At 69.5% G+C, this 16,397-nt stretch carries 18 protein-coding genes and 1 pseudogene; 10 read left to right on the forward strand and 9 right to left on the reverse strand.

What is annotated here, in order from left to right; genetic code table 11:
* The first annotated feature begins 130 nt into the window (after nt 1-130).
* Nucleotides 131-979 carry a LysR family transcriptional regulator gene (locus ACWD0F_RS40920; protein ID WP_449886558.1) on the forward strand — a complete coding sequence of 283 codons (849 nt, stop codon included), beginning with the start codon at nt 131-133 and terminating at the stop codon, nt 977-979.
* A 21-nt stretch (nt 980-1,000) separates the two neighbouring features.
* A complete protein-coding gene (locus ACWD0F_RS40925) occupies nt 1,001-1,621 on the forward strand; it encodes a MerR family transcriptional regulator (protein WP_449886561.1) in 621 nt (206 codons plus the stop codon).
* A gap of 4 nt (nt 1,622-1,625) precedes the next feature.
* On the opposite strand, the gene ACWD0F_RS40930 is transcribed toward ACWD0F_RS40925, so the two are convergent.
* A complete protein-coding gene (locus ACWD0F_RS40930) occupies nt 1,626-2,513 on the reverse strand; it encodes a hypothetical protein (protein ID WP_449886564.1) in 888 nt (295 codons plus the stop codon).
* A gap of 131 nt (nt 2,514-2,644) precedes the next feature.
* Here ACWD0F_RS40930 and ACWD0F_RS40935 point away from each other — a divergent pair, with 131 nt between their 5' ends.
* Entirely contained in the window at nt 2,645-3,112 is a 468-nt protein-coding gene (locus tag ACWD0F_RS40935; protein WP_449886567.1) for a TIGR03668 family PPOX class F420-dependent oxidoreductase, read from the forward strand.
* Here the strand turns inward: ACWD0F_RS40935 and ACWD0F_RS40940 are convergent.
* Complete coding sequence (locus ACWD0F_RS40940) at nt 3,102-3,746, reverse strand: ThuA domain-containing protein (RefSeq protein ID WP_449886570.1); 645 nt, start codon at nt 3,744-3,746, stop codon at nt 3,102-3,104. The two genes, ACWD0F_RS40935 and ACWD0F_RS40940, sit on opposite strands and share 11 nt — an antisense overlap.
* Nucleotides 3,747-3,970: 224 nt before the next feature.
* On the opposite strand from ACWD0F_RS40940, the gene ACWD0F_RS40945 reads away from it, so the two are divergent.
* On the forward strand, nt 3,971-4,732 hold the full coding sequence (locus ACWD0F_RS40945) for an SDR family oxidoreductase (protein WP_449886573.1): 762 nt from the start codon (nt 3,971-3,973) through the stop codon (nt 4,730-4,732).
* A gap of 67 nt (nt 4,733-4,799) precedes the next feature.
* On the opposite strand, the gene ACWD0F_RS40950 is transcribed toward ACWD0F_RS40945, so the two are convergent.
* Nucleotides 4,800-5,372, reverse strand: coding sequence for a TetR/AcrR family transcriptional regulator (locus tag ACWD0F_RS40950; protein ID WP_449886575.1), 573 nt, complete (start codon nt 5,370-5,372; stop codon nt 4,800-4,802).
* A gap of 92 nt (nt 5,373-5,464) precedes the next feature.
* Between ACWD0F_RS40950 and ACWD0F_RS40955 the strand changes: the two genes are divergently transcribed.
* From ACWD0F_RS40955 to ACWD0F_RS40965, 3 genes are all read left to right on the forward strand, one after another.
* The gene (locus tag ACWD0F_RS40955) at nt 5,465-7,114 is read left to right on the forward strand and encodes an FAD-dependent oxidoreductase (RefSeq protein WP_449886578.1); all 1,650 of its coding nucleotides are present in this window, start codon (nt 5,465-5,467) and stop codon (nt 7,112-7,114) included.
* Nucleotides 7,111-8,544, forward strand: coding sequence for an ATP-binding protein (locus ACWD0F_RS40960; RefSeq protein ID WP_449886581.1), 1,434 nt, complete (start codon nt 7,111-7,113; stop codon nt 8,542-8,544). Before ACWD0F_RS40955 ends, ACWD0F_RS40960 begins: the two co-directional genes overlap by 4 nt.
* 69 nt (nt 8,545-8,613) lie before the next feature.
* Nucleotides 8,614-10,158: an AbgT family transporter gene (locus tag ACWD0F_RS40965; protein ID WP_449886584.1), complete on the forward strand. Its 1,545-nt coding sequence runs from the start codon at nt 8,614-8,616 to the stop codon at nt 10,156-10,158.
* 102 nt (nt 10,159-10,260) lie between these two features.
* Here the strand turns inward: ACWD0F_RS40965 and ACWD0F_RS40970 are convergent, their stop codons facing one another.
* On the reverse strand, nt 10,261-11,337 hold the full coding sequence (locus ACWD0F_RS40970) for an ROK family transcriptional regulator (protein ID WP_449886587.1): 1,077 nt from the start codon (nt 11,335-11,337) through the stop codon (nt 10,261-10,263).
* 74 nt (nt 11,338-11,411) lie between these two features.
* Here ACWD0F_RS40970 and ACWD0F_RS40975 point away from each other — a divergent pair, with 74 nt between their 5' ends.
* A complete protein-coding gene (locus ACWD0F_RS40975) occupies nt 11,412-12,599 on the forward strand; it encodes an MFS transporter (protein ID WP_449886590.1) in 1,188 nt (395 codons plus the stop codon).
* Between the two features lie 19 nt (nt 12,600-12,618).
* Here the strand turns inward: ACWD0F_RS40975 and ACWD0F_RS40980 are convergent, their stop codons facing one another.
* The 4 genes from ACWD0F_RS40980 to ACWD0F_RS40995 all read right to left on the reverse strand — a co-directional run bounded on the left by ACWD0F_RS40980 (nt 12,619) and on the right by ACWD0F_RS40995 (nt 14,270).
* Nucleotides 12,619-13,137, reverse strand: coding sequence for a type II toxin-antitoxin system RelE family toxin (locus tag ACWD0F_RS40980; RefSeq protein WP_449886593.1), 519 nt, complete (start codon nt 13,135-13,137; stop codon nt 12,619-12,621).
* Between the two features lie 3 nt (nt 13,138-13,140).
* Nucleotides 13,141-13,449 (reverse strand): type II toxin-antitoxin system prevent-host-death family antitoxin, encoded by a 309-nt coding sequence (locus ACWD0F_RS40985; protein WP_449886595.1) that lies wholly within the window; start codon nt 13,447-13,449, stop codon nt 13,141-13,143.
* Nucleotides 13,450-13,593: 144 nt separating this feature from the next.
* Entirely contained in the window at nt 13,594-14,007 is a 414-nt protein-coding gene (locus ACWD0F_RS40990; RefSeq protein WP_449886597.1) for an ATP-binding protein, read from the reverse strand.
* Complete coding sequence (locus tag ACWD0F_RS40995) at nt 14,004-14,270, reverse strand: hypothetical protein (RefSeq protein WP_449886599.1); 267 nt, start codon at nt 14,268-14,270, stop codon at nt 14,004-14,006. The genes ACWD0F_RS40990 and ACWD0F_RS40995 overlap by 4 nt, the downstream gene beginning before the upstream one ends.
* 221 nt (nt 14,271-14,491) lie before the next feature.
* Between ACWD0F_RS40995 and ACWD0F_RS41000 the strand changes: the two genes are divergently transcribed.
* Nucleotides 14,492-15,373 carry a helix-turn-helix domain-containing protein gene (locus ACWD0F_RS41000; protein ID WP_449886601.1) on the forward strand — a complete coding sequence of 294 codons (882 nt, stop codon included), beginning with the start codon at nt 14,492-14,494 and terminating at the stop codon, nt 15,371-15,373.
* Nucleotides 15,366-15,599 (forward strand): DUF397 domain-containing protein, encoded by a 234-nt coding sequence (locus ACWD0F_RS41005; RefSeq protein WP_449886604.1) that lies wholly within the window; start codon nt 15,366-15,368, stop codon nt 15,597-15,599. The genes ACWD0F_RS41000 and ACWD0F_RS41005 overlap by 8 nt, the downstream gene beginning before the upstream one ends.
* Nucleotides 15,600-16,215: 616 nt before the next feature.
* Here ACWD0F_RS41005 and ACWD0F_RS41010 read toward each other — a convergent pair.
* Nucleotides 16,216-16,397, reverse strand: a pseudogene (locus ACWD0F_RS41010) (MFS transporter); the annotation flags it as partial.

Here is a 16,397-nt window from a genome sequence, read left to right on the forward strand (position 1 = left end):
CCGCTCACCTCATCCGGGCCGGAAACGGCACCACTGCGTGGTAACTGAGCACCTTCACGGAAGCTGTCCCCTCTTGTAATACAGAGGTGCGATCCACCGATAGCCCTTCATCATCACGCCGAGGTGAACGATGGATTTACGCTACGTCCGATACGCGATGGCGATCGCGCGCGCCGGCAGTCTCCGCCGGGCCGCCGCCGCGCTGCACATAGCCCAGCCCACGCTGTCGGAGCAGCTGCGGGCGCTGGAGAAGGAGATCGGGGTCGAGTTGTTCAGCCGCTCGTCGAGCGGCGTGCAGCTCACCGAGGCGGGCGAGGCGTTTCTCGCCCAGGCCACGGTCGCGGTGGACGCCTTCGAACGCGCCGTGGTGGCGGCCCGGAGCAAGGGCCAGACCGCCCGCCTGGGCGTGGCCGACGGGCTGGCGGACGTGGTCGCCCGCCTGCTGTCCCAGCTCCCGACCCCGCGACTGCGCGTGGCCCCCATGGGCACCGCCGAGCAGATCGTCTCCCTTGTCGACGGCACCCTGCAGGCCGGCCTCGGCTACGCCCCCGGCTCCCTGCCCAGGGGCGTGGCCCGCATGCTCATCCACCGCTTCCCCGTGCACGTGCTGCTCCACCGCGACCACCACCTGGCCGCGTACGAGACGGTGTCCCTGTCGGACCTGGCGTCGGAGCCGCTGATCATGCCGGAGTCCGACGCGGTGGCCGGCGCGCGACGTTTCCTGGAGGGCTTCGTGCGCCACCGCCTCCACCCCCGGCTCGGCCCGGCGGCGGCCACCCATGACCTGGTCATCAACCTGGTCGAAGCCGGCGCGGGTTATGCTCTGTGCGTTCACGAGGGCACCACGGTTCCCGACGCGCTGACGTTCGTCCCGATAAAAGAGGACGTACCTCCGCTGGAGGTGGTCTTCCTCTGGAACCGCCAGGCCGACGTGCACGAGCTCGTCAGCGCGGCCCGCCATCTGGCCCGCTCTGGATAGCGCTATTATCCAATGATGCGCATGTCCGAGCTCAGTGCTCAATCCGGTGTGGCCATCCCGACGATCAAGTACTACCTGCGCGAGAACCTGCTGCATCAAGGCGCGCAGCTGGCCGCCACCAGGGCCGAGTACGACGACTCCCACCTGCGCAGACTCCGCCTGATCCGCGCCCTGCTCGAGGTGGGCAGGCTTCCGGTGGCCGCGATCAAACAGGTCATCGCCGCCGTCGAGGACGAATCCCTGCCCACGCACGAAATGCTGGGCATCGCCCACTACGCGCTGGGCCCCAGCGTCGAGCCCGAGCCGGGCGAGGACTGGGAGCGCGCCCGCGCCGAGGTGGACCACCTCATCGCCGAGCGCGGCTGGAACGTGCACCCGCAGGCCCCCACCCGCGACGAGCTGGCCCAGACCCTGGTCCGGATGCGCCAACTCGGCCTGGCGATCGACCTGACGCCCTACGTCGAGGTGGCCCAGAGGCTGGTCGCCGAGGTCGAGATGGACACCATCCCGTTCCACGGCCCGCGCGACGCCGCCGTGGAGGCGCTGGTGCTCGGCACGGTCCTGTACGGCAAGGCGCTCGACACCCTGCGCCGCATGGCCCAGGAGTCAGAGTCCTCCCACCGCCTGGCACAAAGCTCCTGAACCGCTAGATGACGCCGTTCGCGCGCAGAATCCCGGCGGCCCGCACCGTGGCGGCGCCGCGCCATTCGAGGGACCCGGCCGGCGAGATCCGCGCGTAGTCCACGACCCATCCGCCGTCGTCCTGCTGCTCCCCCGCCAGCCGGACGAGATCCGCGGCGATCACCTCGGGGGCGAACAGGTCGCGCACCGGCCGCCCGGGATGCGGCGCGAAGTCGAGCGGGCGCAGGGCCTCGTCGGCGGTGCCGCCCTCGACCGGCACCCGCCCGTCCGCGGGGATGTAGCCGCCGAGCCGCTTGAGCAGGCCGGCCGCGCGTGGCTGGGTGTCGTACACGGCGTCGAGGAAGCGCACCGCGAACGACAACACATAAGCGTGCGGCTGCTCCTCCAGCGCCTGGATGGCGTCGAGGCAGTGGCGGGTGGCCCGCTCCAGCCACGGATGGGCGGCGACGGCGGGATCGCAGGCGGCCACGCTGTGGGCGGCGGCCGCGGATATGGCGGTGATCTGCAACGACGAGGCGGCCGGGTCGCCGCCCGCCCACCAGGGCGCGGTGGCGGCGGGCACGGAGAGCGGCAACGAGAACGGCAGGCCGCCGTCGGGCAGCGTGACCGACTCCAGCCAGTCGCAGAGCGCCACGGCCTGCGGCGACGTCTCGGGGGCGATGCTCTCGAACACCTCGAAGGCGTGCAGCGCCGTGCCCGGCTGGCTCTCGGGCGAGCGCAGGTCCGGCTCCAGCCCCCATCCGTAGCCGCCGTCGGGGTTGCGGTAGCCGTCCAGGGCGGCCAGCGTGGCGGCAGTGTCGCCCTCGCCCATGAGGAGCTGGTAGCGGCGCCAGTCAAGAATGCGGGCGTGCCCGGCCAGGAAGCCGGGGATCGTGTTCACGTTCACGTTCATGAACCCATCGTGCCCAGGAGGGCGCCGTGCGGTCTTGTAGGTTCCGGACGTGTCCACGGCGCGCCGGGCCTGTCACGACCGTACGGCCCGTCGCATCGGGAGCCGGGCGCCACGCTCGTACAATGAGCCGGATGGCCGATCCGCCCCGCGAAACAGCGGCACAAGTTCCCGGGCTGCCGGGCGACGAGCAGGCATCGCTCGCGGCCAGGTTCGCCGGGGAGCGGGTGGCGCGGCTGGCCACGGCGAGCGGCGACGGCACGCCGCACGTGGTGCCCGTCACCTTCGCCGTCGTCGGCGGCCGGGTGGTGACCGCGATCGACCACAAGCCCAAGACCACCACCACCGCCCTGCGGCGGCTGCGCGACATCCGGGAGAACCCGAAGGTCAGCCTGGTGGCCGACCACTATGACGACGACTGGACCCGGCTGTGGTGGGTGCGCGCCGACGGATCGGCCCGGATCGTGACCGGCGGGCCGGAGCGCGAGCCGGCTCTCGACGCGCTGGCGGCCAGGTACGCGCAGTACCGCGAACGCCGCCCGGAGGGACCCGTGATCGTCGTGGACGTGGCCCGCTGGACCGGCTGGTCCTTCACTCGCTGATGGTCACCGGCTGCTTCAGCAACCAGAGGGCGGCCCGTTGCAGCAGCGAACGGTGGACCTCGTTGTCATAGGACCGGGTGTCGTGCCCCAGAGCGTCGTAGAACACCCGCCCGCGCCGCACCGGCCGCGCCCAGATGAGCGGCTGACCGTTCGCGGACGCCAGCGGCTCGACGTCCGGCAGCACGTCGAGGTCGCTGTAGACCTCGTCCACCAGGTCGAAGTCCCGCAGCCCGTCCACCACCGGATGCGTGCCGTGCACCCGCACCGACGTCCACCCCAGCGGCGGGTGATGGGACTTGGGCCACGCCCAGGAGCCGCCCAGGACGCGCGGCCAGCCCTGCCAGTCGTCGAAGCAGATCGACGCCGCGTGCATGCACAGCAGTCCGCCGCCCCGGTCCAGATGGTCGAGGAGGGTGGTGCGGGCCTGCGGCGGTAAGCCGAAACGCCATTCGGCGCGCAGGTCGGAGAACCGGTCCTCGCCCATCTGCCAGCGCAGCGCGTTGACGGTGATGAGCTGGACCTCCGACGGCTCGCTGAGCGCGCCGGCGATGTCCTCGGTGATCTCCGACTCCACGCCCACCTCGGCGAGCACGTCCGCGAGCGCGCCCGACGTGGCGGCGAAGTCATGGAACAAGCCTCCCGAAAGGATCAAGTTTCTTGCCACTTGCCCAGCTCATCACGCTTACTGCGGCTTTTCTACCCGTGCTGTCACATACCTGGCGCCCCCGGTCCGCCTCCCTCTTCGGCGATCCGCCGGAGGACGGACCGGTTCCAGCCGTCCTCCCAGCTCGACCCGACAAGCTCGAACGCGTGCGTCCCGCCCGGGTTCGGTGCGATGCACGATCTATAGTCGCCCCTATGGATCTCGGCATCTCGGGCAAGGTCGCCCTCGTCACCGGAGGCAGCGCGGGCATCGGTCTCGCCGCGGCCAAGAGTCTCGCGCGCGAGGGCTGCGACGTGTGCGTGTGCTCCCGCAGCCCCGAACGGCTCGCGGACGCGGTGGTGGAGCTGCAGGAGTTCGGCAAGGTGGTGCACGCCGTGCTGGCCGACGTGGAGGACCCGGCGGCGGCCCGGCGGGTGGTCGAGGAGACCCGCGACGTGCTCGGCCCGATCGACATCCTGGTGGCCAACGCGGGCGGCCCGCCGGCCGGGCGGTTCGACGAGGTGGGCCTGGCCGACTGGGACGTGGCCATCCAGCGCAACCTGCTCGGCACCGTACGCCTGATGCACGCGGTCCTGCCGGACATGCGCGCGCGCGGCTGGGGCCGCATCGTCACGATCACCAGCAGGTCGGTGCGCGAGGTGATCGACGGCCTGACCCTGTCGAACGCGACCCGCCCGGCCGTGGCGGCCGTCGTGCGCACGCTGGCCCGCGAGGCGGGACCCGACGGCGTGCTGGTCAACAACGTGATGCCCGGCTCGATCGGGACCGACCGGCTGCTTGAGCTCGCGGGGGGCGAGGAGGCGCTGGCCCAGCGGGGCGAGTCGGTGCCCGTCGGCCGCATCGGGCGGGCGGAGGAGGTGGGGGACGTGGTGGCGTTCCTGGCCAGCGAGCGGGCGTCGTTCGTGAGCGGGGTCTCGATCCTGGTGGACGGCGGGGAGTCCCGCATCGTCGCCTGAGCCATCGGCCGGGACCGGCCGGGACCGGGCGGGACCGCCTGAACGGCCCGAGGCGGCGAGTCCCGCGTCAGCGCCTGAGCAGTTCGTGCACGATCGTGGCCGCCCAGGTCTCGGGTGTCTCGGGCAGCTCGACGAAGTGGGACAGGTTGGCCCGGTGGAAGCAGGCGCCCATCAGCAGCGCCGCGACGGCTCCGGCGTCGGCCGCAGCGGCGATCCGGCCGCCGCGCTGCTCCGCGCGCAGGACGTCGGCCAGCGCCAGGATCGGCAGGTGCGGGCCCGCGCCGGCCTCGGCGAGCATGCCCCTGAAGCCGGCCATGAGCGAGGGGTCGGCCAGCAGGCCGGCGCCGATGGCCGTGGCCTTGGCGTAGAACTCCAGCGTCATGACGGCGAACTCGGTGAGGCCGGCCTCCAGGTCGCCCTGGCCGGTGTTCAGCCGGAGCTTGGCCAGCGCCGGGCCGAGCGCGGGCAGCCGCTCCAGCAACACCGCGAGGACCAACGCCTCCTTGCTGGCGAAGTGCTTGTAGATCAGCGCCTCCGAGCAGCCGGCCTGCTGGGCGATGCGCCTGGTCGTCGCCCCGGCACTGCCGAACTGGTGAATGGCCTGTTCGGCGGCGTCGATGATGCGATCACGTGTGCGCATCCGCCCATGATATGAGCGTGTGCTCACCGCCTAACGCTCGCATGACATCCTTCCCTTAGGGGACCCTGCGAGGAAGGTTGGGGCACATCAGCATGGACAAGCCGGTCATCGTGACGGTAGACGACGACCCGGGCGTCTCACGGGCGGTCGCCCGCGACCTGAGACGCCGTTATGGCCAGCAATATCGCATTGTCCGCGCCGAAACGGCCCAGGACGGGATGGACGCGGTCAAGGCGATGCGGCTGCGCGGCGACGAGGTGGCGGCCATCCTGGCCGACTACCGGATGCCGCAGATGAACGGCGTGCAGTTCCTTGAGGCCGCGATGGACATGTATCCGTACGCGCGCCGGGTGTTGCTGACGGCCTATGCCGACACCGACGCCGCGATCCAGGCGATCAACGTGGTGGACCTCGATCACTACCTGCTCAAGCCGTGGGACCCGCCGGAGGAGAAGTTCTACCCGGTGATCGACGGGCAGCTCGACGCGTGGCTGCGCACCGACCGGGTGGAGCAGGTCGAGTGGCGGGTGGTGGGCGACCGGTGGTCGGCGCCCTCGTACGCGGTGCGCGACTTCCTGGCCCGCAACCACGTCCCCTACCTGTGGATGCTGGCGGAGGACCCGGAGGGCGCGCAGCTCGTGAAGGCGGCCGGCGAGGGTTGTCACCTGCCGCTGGTGGTGAAGGCCGACGGCACCACGCTGCAGTCGCCCGACCAGGCCACGCTGGCCACGGCGGTCGGATTGTCGACCACCCCGGCGATGGACTTCTACGACCTGATCGTGGTGGGCGGCGGCCCGGCGGGGCTCGGCGCGGCCGTCTACGGCGCCTCAGAAGGACTGAACACCGTGCTGGTCGAGGCGCACGCCTCGGGCGGCCAGGCCGGGCAGAGCTCCAGGATCGAGAACTATCTGGGCTTCCCCGACGGCGTCTCCGGCCAGCAGCTCGCCGACCGGGCGCGCAGGCAGGCGCTGAAGTTCGGGGCGGAGCTGCTGACCGCGCGCAAGGTGACCAAGCTGGAGCCGCGCGGGCAGGCTCGGGTGATCGGGTTCCAGGACGGCGGGGAGATCGCCGCGCACGCGGTGATCCTGGCGACCGGCGTCACCTATCGCCGCCTGGAGGCGCCGGGCCTCGACGAGTTCGTGGGCCGGGGCGTCTTCTACGGCGCGGCCCTGACGGAGGCTCCGGCGTGCCAGAACACCGAGGTCTACATCGTGGGCGCGGCGAACTCCGCGGGCCAGGCAGCCGTCTACCTGTCGGGATTTGCGAGCAAGATCCATTTGTTGGTGAGGAGTGATGGTTTGGAGAAGTCCATGTCTCACTACCTCATCGAGCAGATCGCCGCGATCCCCAGCATCGAGGTGCACCTCCAGACGGAGGTCACCGGTGGCGGCGGCGAAGGTCACCTGGAGCACCTGACGCTGTCGGCCAAGGGCGAGGAGCGCACGGTCGACGCGCAGTGGTTGTTCGTGTTCATCGGGGCCGAGCCGTACACCTCGTGGCTGGGCGAGACGGTCGAGCGGGACGCCAAGGGGTTCGTGCTCACCGGGCCCGACCTGGTGCAGGGCGGGCAGCGGCCGCGCAACTGGCCGCTGCGGCGCGAGCCGTACTTCCTGGAGACCAACGTGCCCGGGGTCCTGGCCGCGGGCGACGTGCGCGCCGACTCGATCAAGAGGGTGGCCTCCGCCGTCGGCGAAGGCGCGATGGCCGTCGCGCTCGTGCATCGCTACCTGGAGAAACAATGATCGACATAGACGTGCTACGCAAGCTCTTCCTCTTCGAGCGGCTGACCGACGAGCAGCTCACCAAGCTGGCGAGCAGCGGCCGGGTGCAGACCTACGCGCAGGACGAGGACATCGTCCGGCAGGGCGAGCCGGCCGAGTGCTTCGCGGTGCTGATCGAGGGCGAGATGCAGATGGTCAGCGAGACGCTGAGCGCCGGCACCGTCGCCATGCCGCGCACCTCGCAGCCCGGCGTCTACGGCGGCGCCACCGCCGCCTACCTCGGTGACCGCGCGCCGGACACCTACCAGCACACGCTGCGGGCCACCGCCCCGTCGCGGATCTTCCTGCTGCCGGCCAAGAAGTTCGCCTACATCGTGGCCGAGTGGTTCCCGATGGCCATGCATCTGCTCGACGGCCTGATGTCCGGCGGGCGCATGCAGCGGGAGGTCATCGACCGGCGGCAGCGGCTGACCGCGCTCGGCACGATCACGGCCGGGCTCACGCACGAGCTGAACAACCCGGCCGCGGCGGCCGTGCGCGCGGTGAGCGAGCTGCGCTCGCTGATCAAGACCTCGCGGGTGCAGCTCGCCGAGCTCACCGAGGCCGGCATCCCGCCGGACAAGCTGCGCGCGCTCATCGACGCGCAGGAAGCCTGCACGAACAACCTGGGCAAGCTGCCGCAGCGCTCGCCGCTGGACATCTCCGACGCCGAGGACGAGCTGGGCGAGGCGCTGGACGAGCTGGGCGTCGACGACGCGTGGGACCTGGCTCCCGCGCTGGTCAACGCCGGTTTCTCGATCAAGGATCTGCAGAAGGTCCGCGGCAAGGTGGGCGAGGAGCACACGCCGGCCGCGCTGCGCTGGCTGGCCGAGGCCATCGAGATCTCGCAGATGCTGAGCGAGGTGACCGAGGCGACCGAGCGCATCACCTCGCTGATCCGCTCGGCCAAGCAGTACTCCCAGATGGACCGGGCGCCGTTCCAGCAGATCGACCTGCACGACCTGCTCGACAGCACGGTCGCGATCTTCCGCGGGAAGATCCCGCCGGGCATCAGCGTGGTCACCGACTACGACCGCACGCTGCCGCCCATCCCGTGCTACGCGGGCGAGCTCAACCAGGTGTGGACCAACCTCATGCACAACGCGCTGGACGCGATGGAGGAGGAGGGCACGCTCACCATCCGCACGGCCCACGACGAGGACGAGGCGATCATCGAGATCGGCGACACCGGGCACGGTGTCCCCGACGTGATCAAGGACCGGATCTTCGAGCCGTTCTTCACCACGAAGACCGTGGGCGAGGGCACGGGGCTGGGGCTCGACATCTCCTACCGGATCGTCGCCGGGCGGCACGGCGGGGAGATCAAGGTGCGCTCGGTGCCGGGCGAGACCTGGTTCGAGGTACGCCTGCCGCTGCGCGAACCGGCAGCCGTGTCGGAGCCCGTCCTCTGACCCGATTTGTCAGAAGCTTCCTTACCGCATGTAATGGGTCGACCATAATTGCGGAAAGGGGCCTGACCGATGTCCACGCCGGAGTCAGCGACGGGTTCGCGCACCCTCAATGCGCTGTTGCGCGCGCTCGGCGGCATCGAACGCCTCGGTAACAAGCTGCCCCATCCGTTCTGGTTGTTCGTCATCCTGAGCGTGCTGCTGGCCCTGGTGAGCTGGGGCCTGGCGGCGGCCGGGGTGTCGGCGGTCAACCCGGCGACGGGCAAGGCGGTCGCGGCCAAGAGCCTGCTGTCCTTCGACGGCGCGCAGATGATGGTCAGCGACGTGATCAAGAACTTCACGTCGTTCCCGCCGCTCGGCACGATCCTCGTCGTCATGCTCGGCGTCGCCGTCGCCGAGCGTTCCGGGTTGCTGGCCGCGGTGTTGCGGTCCGGGGTGTCGAAGGTCTCGCCGAAGTGGGTGACGTTCGCGCTGGCGCTCACCGGGATGGTGTCGCACGTGGCCTCCGACGCCGCGTACATCGTGCTCATCCCCCTCGGCGCGCTGGCCTTCCGCGCGGTGGGCCGCAGCCCGATCCTGGGCATCGTGGTGGCGTTCGTGTCGATCTCGGCCGGCTACGACGCCAGCCCGATCGTCACGCCCGTCGACGCCATCCTGTCCGGGCTGACCACGGCCGCCGCGCACACCGTCGACCCCGGCTACGTGGTCACGCCGCTGGCCAACTACTACTTCTCGCTGGCCTCGTCCGTGGTGCTCGCCGCGGCGATCACGCTGGTGACCGAGCGGGTGCTGGCGCGCCGGGTCGAGTCGATCCCCGTCGACGCCGACGCCCCCGAGGACGACCTGGGCTCGCTGACACTCAGCGCCCAGGAGCGCCGCGGGCTGCGGGCCGCGCTGATCGCGCTCGTGGTCTTCGTGCTCGCCCTGGTGGCGGCGGTGCTGCCCGCGGGGTCGCCGCTGCGCGGCGAGGGCGGCAGCATCGTGCAGTCGCCGTTGCTCACCTCGATCGCGGTCTTCCTCGGGCTGGCGTTCCTGGCGGTCGGCTGGGCGTACGGCAAGGCCGCCGGCACGGTCACCAGCAGCCGCGACATTCCGGACTTCATGGTCCACGGGTTCAGGGAGATGGCGCCGATCCTGGTGCTGTTCTTCGCGATCTCGCAGTTCCTGGCCTACTTCAAGTGGACCGGCATCGGCGAGATCATCGCGATCGACGGAGCCGACCTGCTGAAGTCGGCCGGGGTGAGCGGGTCCGTGGTGTTCCTGGGCATCCTGCTCGTGGTGACCGTGATCAACCTGGTGGTGACCAGCGGCTCGGCGCAGTGGGCGCTGGTCGGGCCGGTGTTCGTGCCGATGCTGATGTTGCTGAACATCCCGCCCGAATACACCCAGGCGCTCTATCGCATCGCCGACTCCTGCACGAACGCGATCACGCCGATGAGCCCGTACTTCGTGATGGCGCTCGGCTTCCTGCAGCGTTACCGCCGCTCGGCCGGGATCGGGACGCTCGCCTCGATGACCATCCCGCTGGCGTTCACCCTGCTCGTCGTCTGGACGTTGTTGTTCTTCGTGTTCTGGGGGCTCGGCATCCCGCTCGGCCCCGGCGTACCCACTCCCTAGAGACGCTCGGCGATCCGCCTGGGCAGGTCACGTTTCTCCTGGTCGGGTCAGGTTTCGCCTGGCCAGGTCAGATCTCTCCTGGTCGGGTCAGGTGGCGCCTGGTCAGCCGAAGACGGCGTCGCGGGTCAGGTCGAGGGCGGTCAGCACGGCGCCCTGGAGCACCGCGTTGCCCTCGACCGTGCTGGCGCGCACCTCAGTGGGCGCCGGGGACAGGTCGCGCAGGCGCTCGGCCACCAGCTCCGCCAGCTCGTCGCCGCCGGCGTGCCCGATCCGCCCGCCGAGGACGACGAGCCCGGGGTCGAGGATTGTGACGACCGCGAAGACGCCCCGGGCGATCCGCCCGGCCAGTTCGGCGCGGCTGAGCCCGGCGATGACGTCGGCGTTCACCAGGTCGCAGAACGCCGTATCGCCCACCTCCAGGAACCCGATCTCCCCCGCGCCACCCGACGCCCCCCGGCGCAACCGCCCGCCGAGCACGACCGCCGCACCCACCCCGTCGTCCAGCCAGAGCAGCACGAAGTCCGCACCGCCCGGCACCGCGCTGCTGGCCACCGCACCGCCCGCGGCCGCACCACCCACCACGGCATTACCCGCCGCCGCGCCCACGCGGAGTTCGGCGATGGCGGCGAGGTTGACCTCGTTCTCCAGGACCACCGGCACACCCAGGCGCTGACGCACCGAGCCCACCAGGCCGCGCGGCCATCCGGCCAGGTCGTCGGGCGGCACCAGCTCGCCGTCACGCGGATCCACCAGGCCGGGCGCGCCGATCACCACGCTGTCCAGCGTGCGCCCGCCCGCCGCCTCCCGGACCACGGCCTCGATGAGCCCGGTCAGATCACCGTCGCTCGCCCGCGTGGCCGACCCGATCACCCGCCCGGTGATGTCGGCGACCGAGACGTTGACCGCGGCGCGCCGCAGGTCCACACCCGCCACGTGGGCCCGCCCCGCCACCAGCCCGTACAGCCGCGCGTTCGGCCCGCGCCGGTCCTCGCCGTACTCCCCCATGACCTCGATGAGCCCGCTCGCCGCGAGTCGCTCGATCAGGTCGGACACCGTGGGCCTGGACAGCCCGGTGAGCGTGCGGAGCTGGGGCGCGGTCAGCGGTCCGCGTTCGAGCAGCAGGTCGAGCGCGAGGCGATCGTTGATCGCCCGGGCCATGGCCGGGGTCGCGGTCTTCACGACTCCCATATTAATCAGGGACCCTGCCTAAAAACCTCTTTCCATCAGGAAGCCTGCCTGATAGTTTTCGCGACATGAGCCATCATCGTGCCATCGCGGCCGTCTTCGCCGTACATGGGGCGGTCGCGGGCAGTCTGTCCACGCGCATTCCCTGGATCCAGGACCGTCTGGACCTCGATCCCCGCCTCCTCGGCTTCGCGCTCCTGTGCCCGCCGATCGGCGCCTTCATCGGCATGCCCATGGCCGGCCGCCTGGCCTACCGCTTAGGTGGCCGCGCGGCCACCCGCACCCTGATCGCGCTGTGGTGCGCGGCCCTGGCCCTGCCCGCGCTCTCGCCGTCGCCCGTCTGGCTGTTCGCCGCGTTCCTGCTGTTCGGGACGGCCGCCGGCATGTCCGACGTGACCATGAACGCCCAGGCCGTCGTCCTCGAACGCCGCCTCGGCCGCTCGATCATGTCCGGATTGCACGGCATGTGGGCGGTGGGCAGTCTGGCGGCGGGCGGACTCGGCGCCCTGGCCGCGCAGGCGGGGATCGACGCCCGGATCCACCTCGGGACGATGTCCGCGACGCTGCTCCTGCTGGGCGCGTTCGCCGGGCGCGGCCTGCTGGCCGACGACTCACCCGCCGGCGCCCCCGCTCCCCGGCGCTTCGTCCTGCCCGGGCGCGGGATCGCGGTCATCGGCGCGGTCGGGTTCTGCGCCACGTTCGCCGAGGGTGCCAGCTCGAACTGGGCCGCCGTCTACCTCACCGAGGTCACCGACGCCGGTCCCGGCGTGGCGGCGGCCGGCTACACCGTCTTCATGTTCTGCATGGCCGGCGCGCGCCTGCTCGGGGACCGGGCCATCCGGCTGCTCGGGCCCGTGACGGCCGTCAGGACCGGCGGGGTCGTCGCCACGGCGGGCGGCGTGATCGTCGTCCTGGCTCGCACCCCCGCGCTCGCCATCGCCGGCTTCGCCCTGGTCGGGCTCGGGGTGGCGGTGATCGTGCCACTGGCGATCGCGGCGGCGGGCAACGTGGGGGCGACGCCGGGCGAGGGCGTGGCGGGCGTGGCCACGATCACGTACCTGTCGGGGCTGGTCGCCCCGGCGGTCACGGGGTGGGTGGCGGGCGGGCTGTCCTATCCGGTGGCGTTCGCGGCGATCACCGCCGTGGTGCTGCTCCTGACGCTGCTGGCCCCGGCCGTGCGACCCTCCGCCGGCAGGTCCCCGTCTCCGCAAGCCGATCGCGGGGAACGCGGCCACTTCGCGGGCATGCCGGACTGAGCCGGGTGCTTTCATGCACCTAACGGGGCTTCGACCGGTACTCAGCCCACACGTCGACCGCCTCTTGGAGATCAAGAGCGGCAACGTCCTCGCGGGCCATCCCCACCGTGTGGATCAACCGGTCCGCGAGCCAATCCGGAACCGGCTCTCTAGGGGGCGTCGCCTCCACGCGGATGTGATCGGCGAGCGTGCCGAGACGCTCGATCACCTGACCGAGCTGGACGATCTCCGGACGGCCGGCACCCGCCTCACGCACCCTCGCCGTCGCCTCTGCGTAGACTTCCGCATCGGCCCGCTCACCCACGGCCCACACTTCACAGATCTCCACCGACTTGTCCTCGGTGACGCGGTAGACGACACGCCAGATGTTGCGACCGACCACCAGCTTCCGAAAACCAGTCAGTTCCCCGCCGAGCGGGTACCCGGCCTCGGGATTGTCCACCAGAAGGAGGATCTTCTTGAGCACCTTGGGCACCGCGTCCGGGCCGATGCGACGGAGATCATCGACCGCTGGCGCCGTGAAGACGACGTCGGACACGTATCACTCGTCGTCCGGGATGGCGGCCAGCGACTCGCGAGTATGCCCGAAAGCGCCGAGCACCTCGTCGAGCGAGACTCGCTCTCCCGTGTCCGTGACCGACCGGGCAAGGACGAGCGCCAGATCGCGCAGATCGGCCGCAGCCTCCTCCAGCTCGTTGAGCCGGCGGATGCTCACCACGGCCGCCACTGGCTGACGTCGGCGGGTGACCACCAGATCGGTCCCCTGCTCCGCATCAGCCACCAGGCGGGCGACCCCCCGTTGAGCCGCTTCCGTGACGCTCAGCTCAGTGGCGTCGTGCAGGACGGTCATACATCAACTGTATATCTTTCTGCACAGAACCGCGATCCGCTTCACAAGCCGGATGCCATCGCACTTCGCTGGAGACGCCTCAAGCGAGCGATTGGTTTGCCGCCGAGGGGCAGCCGCGAAATTGCCGAGCACTAACTGACTTGGCTAAGCCAGTGCCTCGGCCACTGAGACGGATACCTGAGCCCAGACCGCAGACCGCTCGTTGCCGAAGCGGCGCACTCCCCATTCCTCAGCCAGATCATCGACCAGCCACAGTCCCCGTCCGCTCACGCGCCCCGCGTCCGGCCTGCGGGGAAAGGGCACGCTCGCCGACCCGTCGTCGAGCACTTCGACACCGACCAGGCCGGCATCAGTCCATTCGACCTTGACCCGGACCCAACCACCCGGCATCCCCGATCGGGAATGGTTGACGGCGTTTGTGACCAGTTCACTGATCACAAGCAGCACATCGCCGAGATCGCAGTTCACCTCCGCCAGCACCGCTTTCGCGCACTGCCGTGCCACCGGCACTGACGACGCCACCCCGGGAAGCCAGAATCCGCCCAGGTCCCGGCTCACAGCGACACCAGCCACATCAGCCGCTCTGCCGCCCCCTGATTCGTCACCACCACCCGGTACCACGGCCAGCGGCCCCACTCGAAAACCCACTTTTTTAGCCGCTGCTTCGCCTGAACGCGTATCCCGCTCGACCGCCATGCCAGCAGCATCGGGACCTCTCCATCATCTGCCGCATTTGCGCGCACCCACCCAATCCCCTCCAGTTCATCTGAGAGATAGGACAGATGCGTCAGTTCTGCGGCGAACTTGCCATACACGCCCATTTGTTCACATTCCCCTCTCCGCGCGCCTATCCCTGGATCACTTCTAGGAATCTGCCGCTCACGGTGAGTGAAGTGAAGCACTGAAAGACTTCATCGTGCAAGACTTCATTCCAAAGCTGCCACCCTGAGGGCCACACTTTGTTACATGCGATTGCGAGCCGCTTGGCAAGCTGGTTTCATTTCGGGTACAGGAAGCACTTCATAGCGAGTGAAAGGATCCGATGACCGAAGCGATGCCAGGCTCGACCGTGCCGCGTCGGCAACTCGGGCGATATCTACGCGAACTACGCGGCAAATCGCGACTCACGGTTCGCGCAGCAGCAACAGCCCTAGAGTGGTCCGAAGCCAAGATCTGGCGTATCGAGACAGGTCAGACATCTCTTCGCAGTCTCGATGTGGATGCCATGTGCAAGATCTATGGCGCTCCTACAGATCTCACCGAAGCCCTCAAAGCGCTCGCCAAAGAGACCAAAGCGCGCGGCTGGTGGCACGCGTACGGGGACGTGATCTCCGAGGGATTCGATCTCTACATCGGGCTGGAGGAAGCCGCCTCACGGCTCAGTTGGTATGAGTCAGAGTTGATCCCCGGCTTGCTCCAGACCTCCGACTATGCGCGCACGCTGATCAAGGCTGACAACGTCGGCATAGACGAGGCGGAGATCGACCGCCGCGTTCACCTGCGCATGGAACGTCAGCGAGGTCTAACCAGAACCACGGCCCCTCCAACACTCCATGTAGTGCTGAATGAGGGCCTGCTCCGTCGCCCCATCGGAAGCCGCACGATGATGGCTCGCCAGTTGGATCACCTTGTGGAGGTTGGCCATCTGCCGAACGCGACTATCAAGGTGATGCCCTTTGCCGCCCAACTGCACCCCGGTGTCATGTCTGGGCCGTTCGTGGTCCTACGGTTCCCGCTCAATGGCGACAGCAAGCCCACCGAACCGCCGACTGTTTACGTCGACGGCTACACCGGCGCGCTATATCTCGACAAACCGAACGAAGTTGAGCGCTACTCGACAGCATTCGAGTACATGTGGAGATCCGCGCTCAACGAGCATGACTCGCTGGATCTTCTATCTGAGGCGGCAAGAAGATATGAATAGAGTCGATATATCGGCCCTAAACTGGACGAAAAGTAGCATCAGCAACGGGCAGAACAACTGCGTGGAAGTGGCCACCATTCCGGCTGGAACTGATCACCCCAAGGGCAGCGGGGGCCTTGCCGTCCGAAACTCCCAGGACCCGGATGGACCCGTACTCATCTTTACCCTCGATGAGTGGCGCGCCTTCGTGGGAGGTGCCAAGCTCGGCGAGTTCGACTTGGACTGAGCGCCTCTAGGCCTACCGCTCCATTGAAGAGATCGCCCGCTTCTTCGACCAGCCCCCGCGTGGAAGACGGTCGAGCCGCTGTGCGGACCTTGGACGCCATCTCGCTGTGACACGACGAGATCATGATGAGATCTGCCGCTGCGAACATCCCTAGGCTATGAAGCAGCGAATGGCGGCGGCGGTTGCCCTGCTGGCCGCATCCTTGGTGAGCGCTGGGCCGGCAGTGTCGGCTGACGCTGCGGTGAATCCGGCGGGCGCACCAGCTCGTCCGCCGGGCGTGGAGTTCCTGGCACGAGCCGAATGACAGCCCCAAGAGACTCGAAGGCGATGCCCGGTACTACCCCCTCGTGGATGACCTCCGCCTGTCGAACTGGGGGATGAAGGTGGACATCAAGCCGCCGCCGGCTGATGAGACGGTGCCATGGGAGGAACTGCACGACTGGCAGTGACCGCGGGCCGCCTCCTGTGACCGGGTCTGGGCCGGTCGGGTGAGGGGGTCGTCCGGCTTGGGGAGCCGTTGGGGGCCAGGTGATGCTGAACGCGGAGAGCAGGCTCCCGGCCTGTCTCCGCGCAGCGGCTCCGTTTCGTGCCGGGTGAGCCATTCCCGTCCTGGAGTTCAGGCGGCTTGGCTGAGCGGGGTGGTGTCCTGGGTGGCGGGGCGGGGTTGGCGCAGGACGATGAGGGCGACGATGAAGGCGGCTATCAGCAGGGCGGCGGCGATGGTGAAGGCGATGTGGTAGCCGCCGGTCAGGGCGGCGGCTTGGCTTTGGCCGGTGGCCAGGAGGTCTTCGGTGCGGG

Source organism: Nonomuraea sp. NPDC002799 (assembly GCF_053592075.1).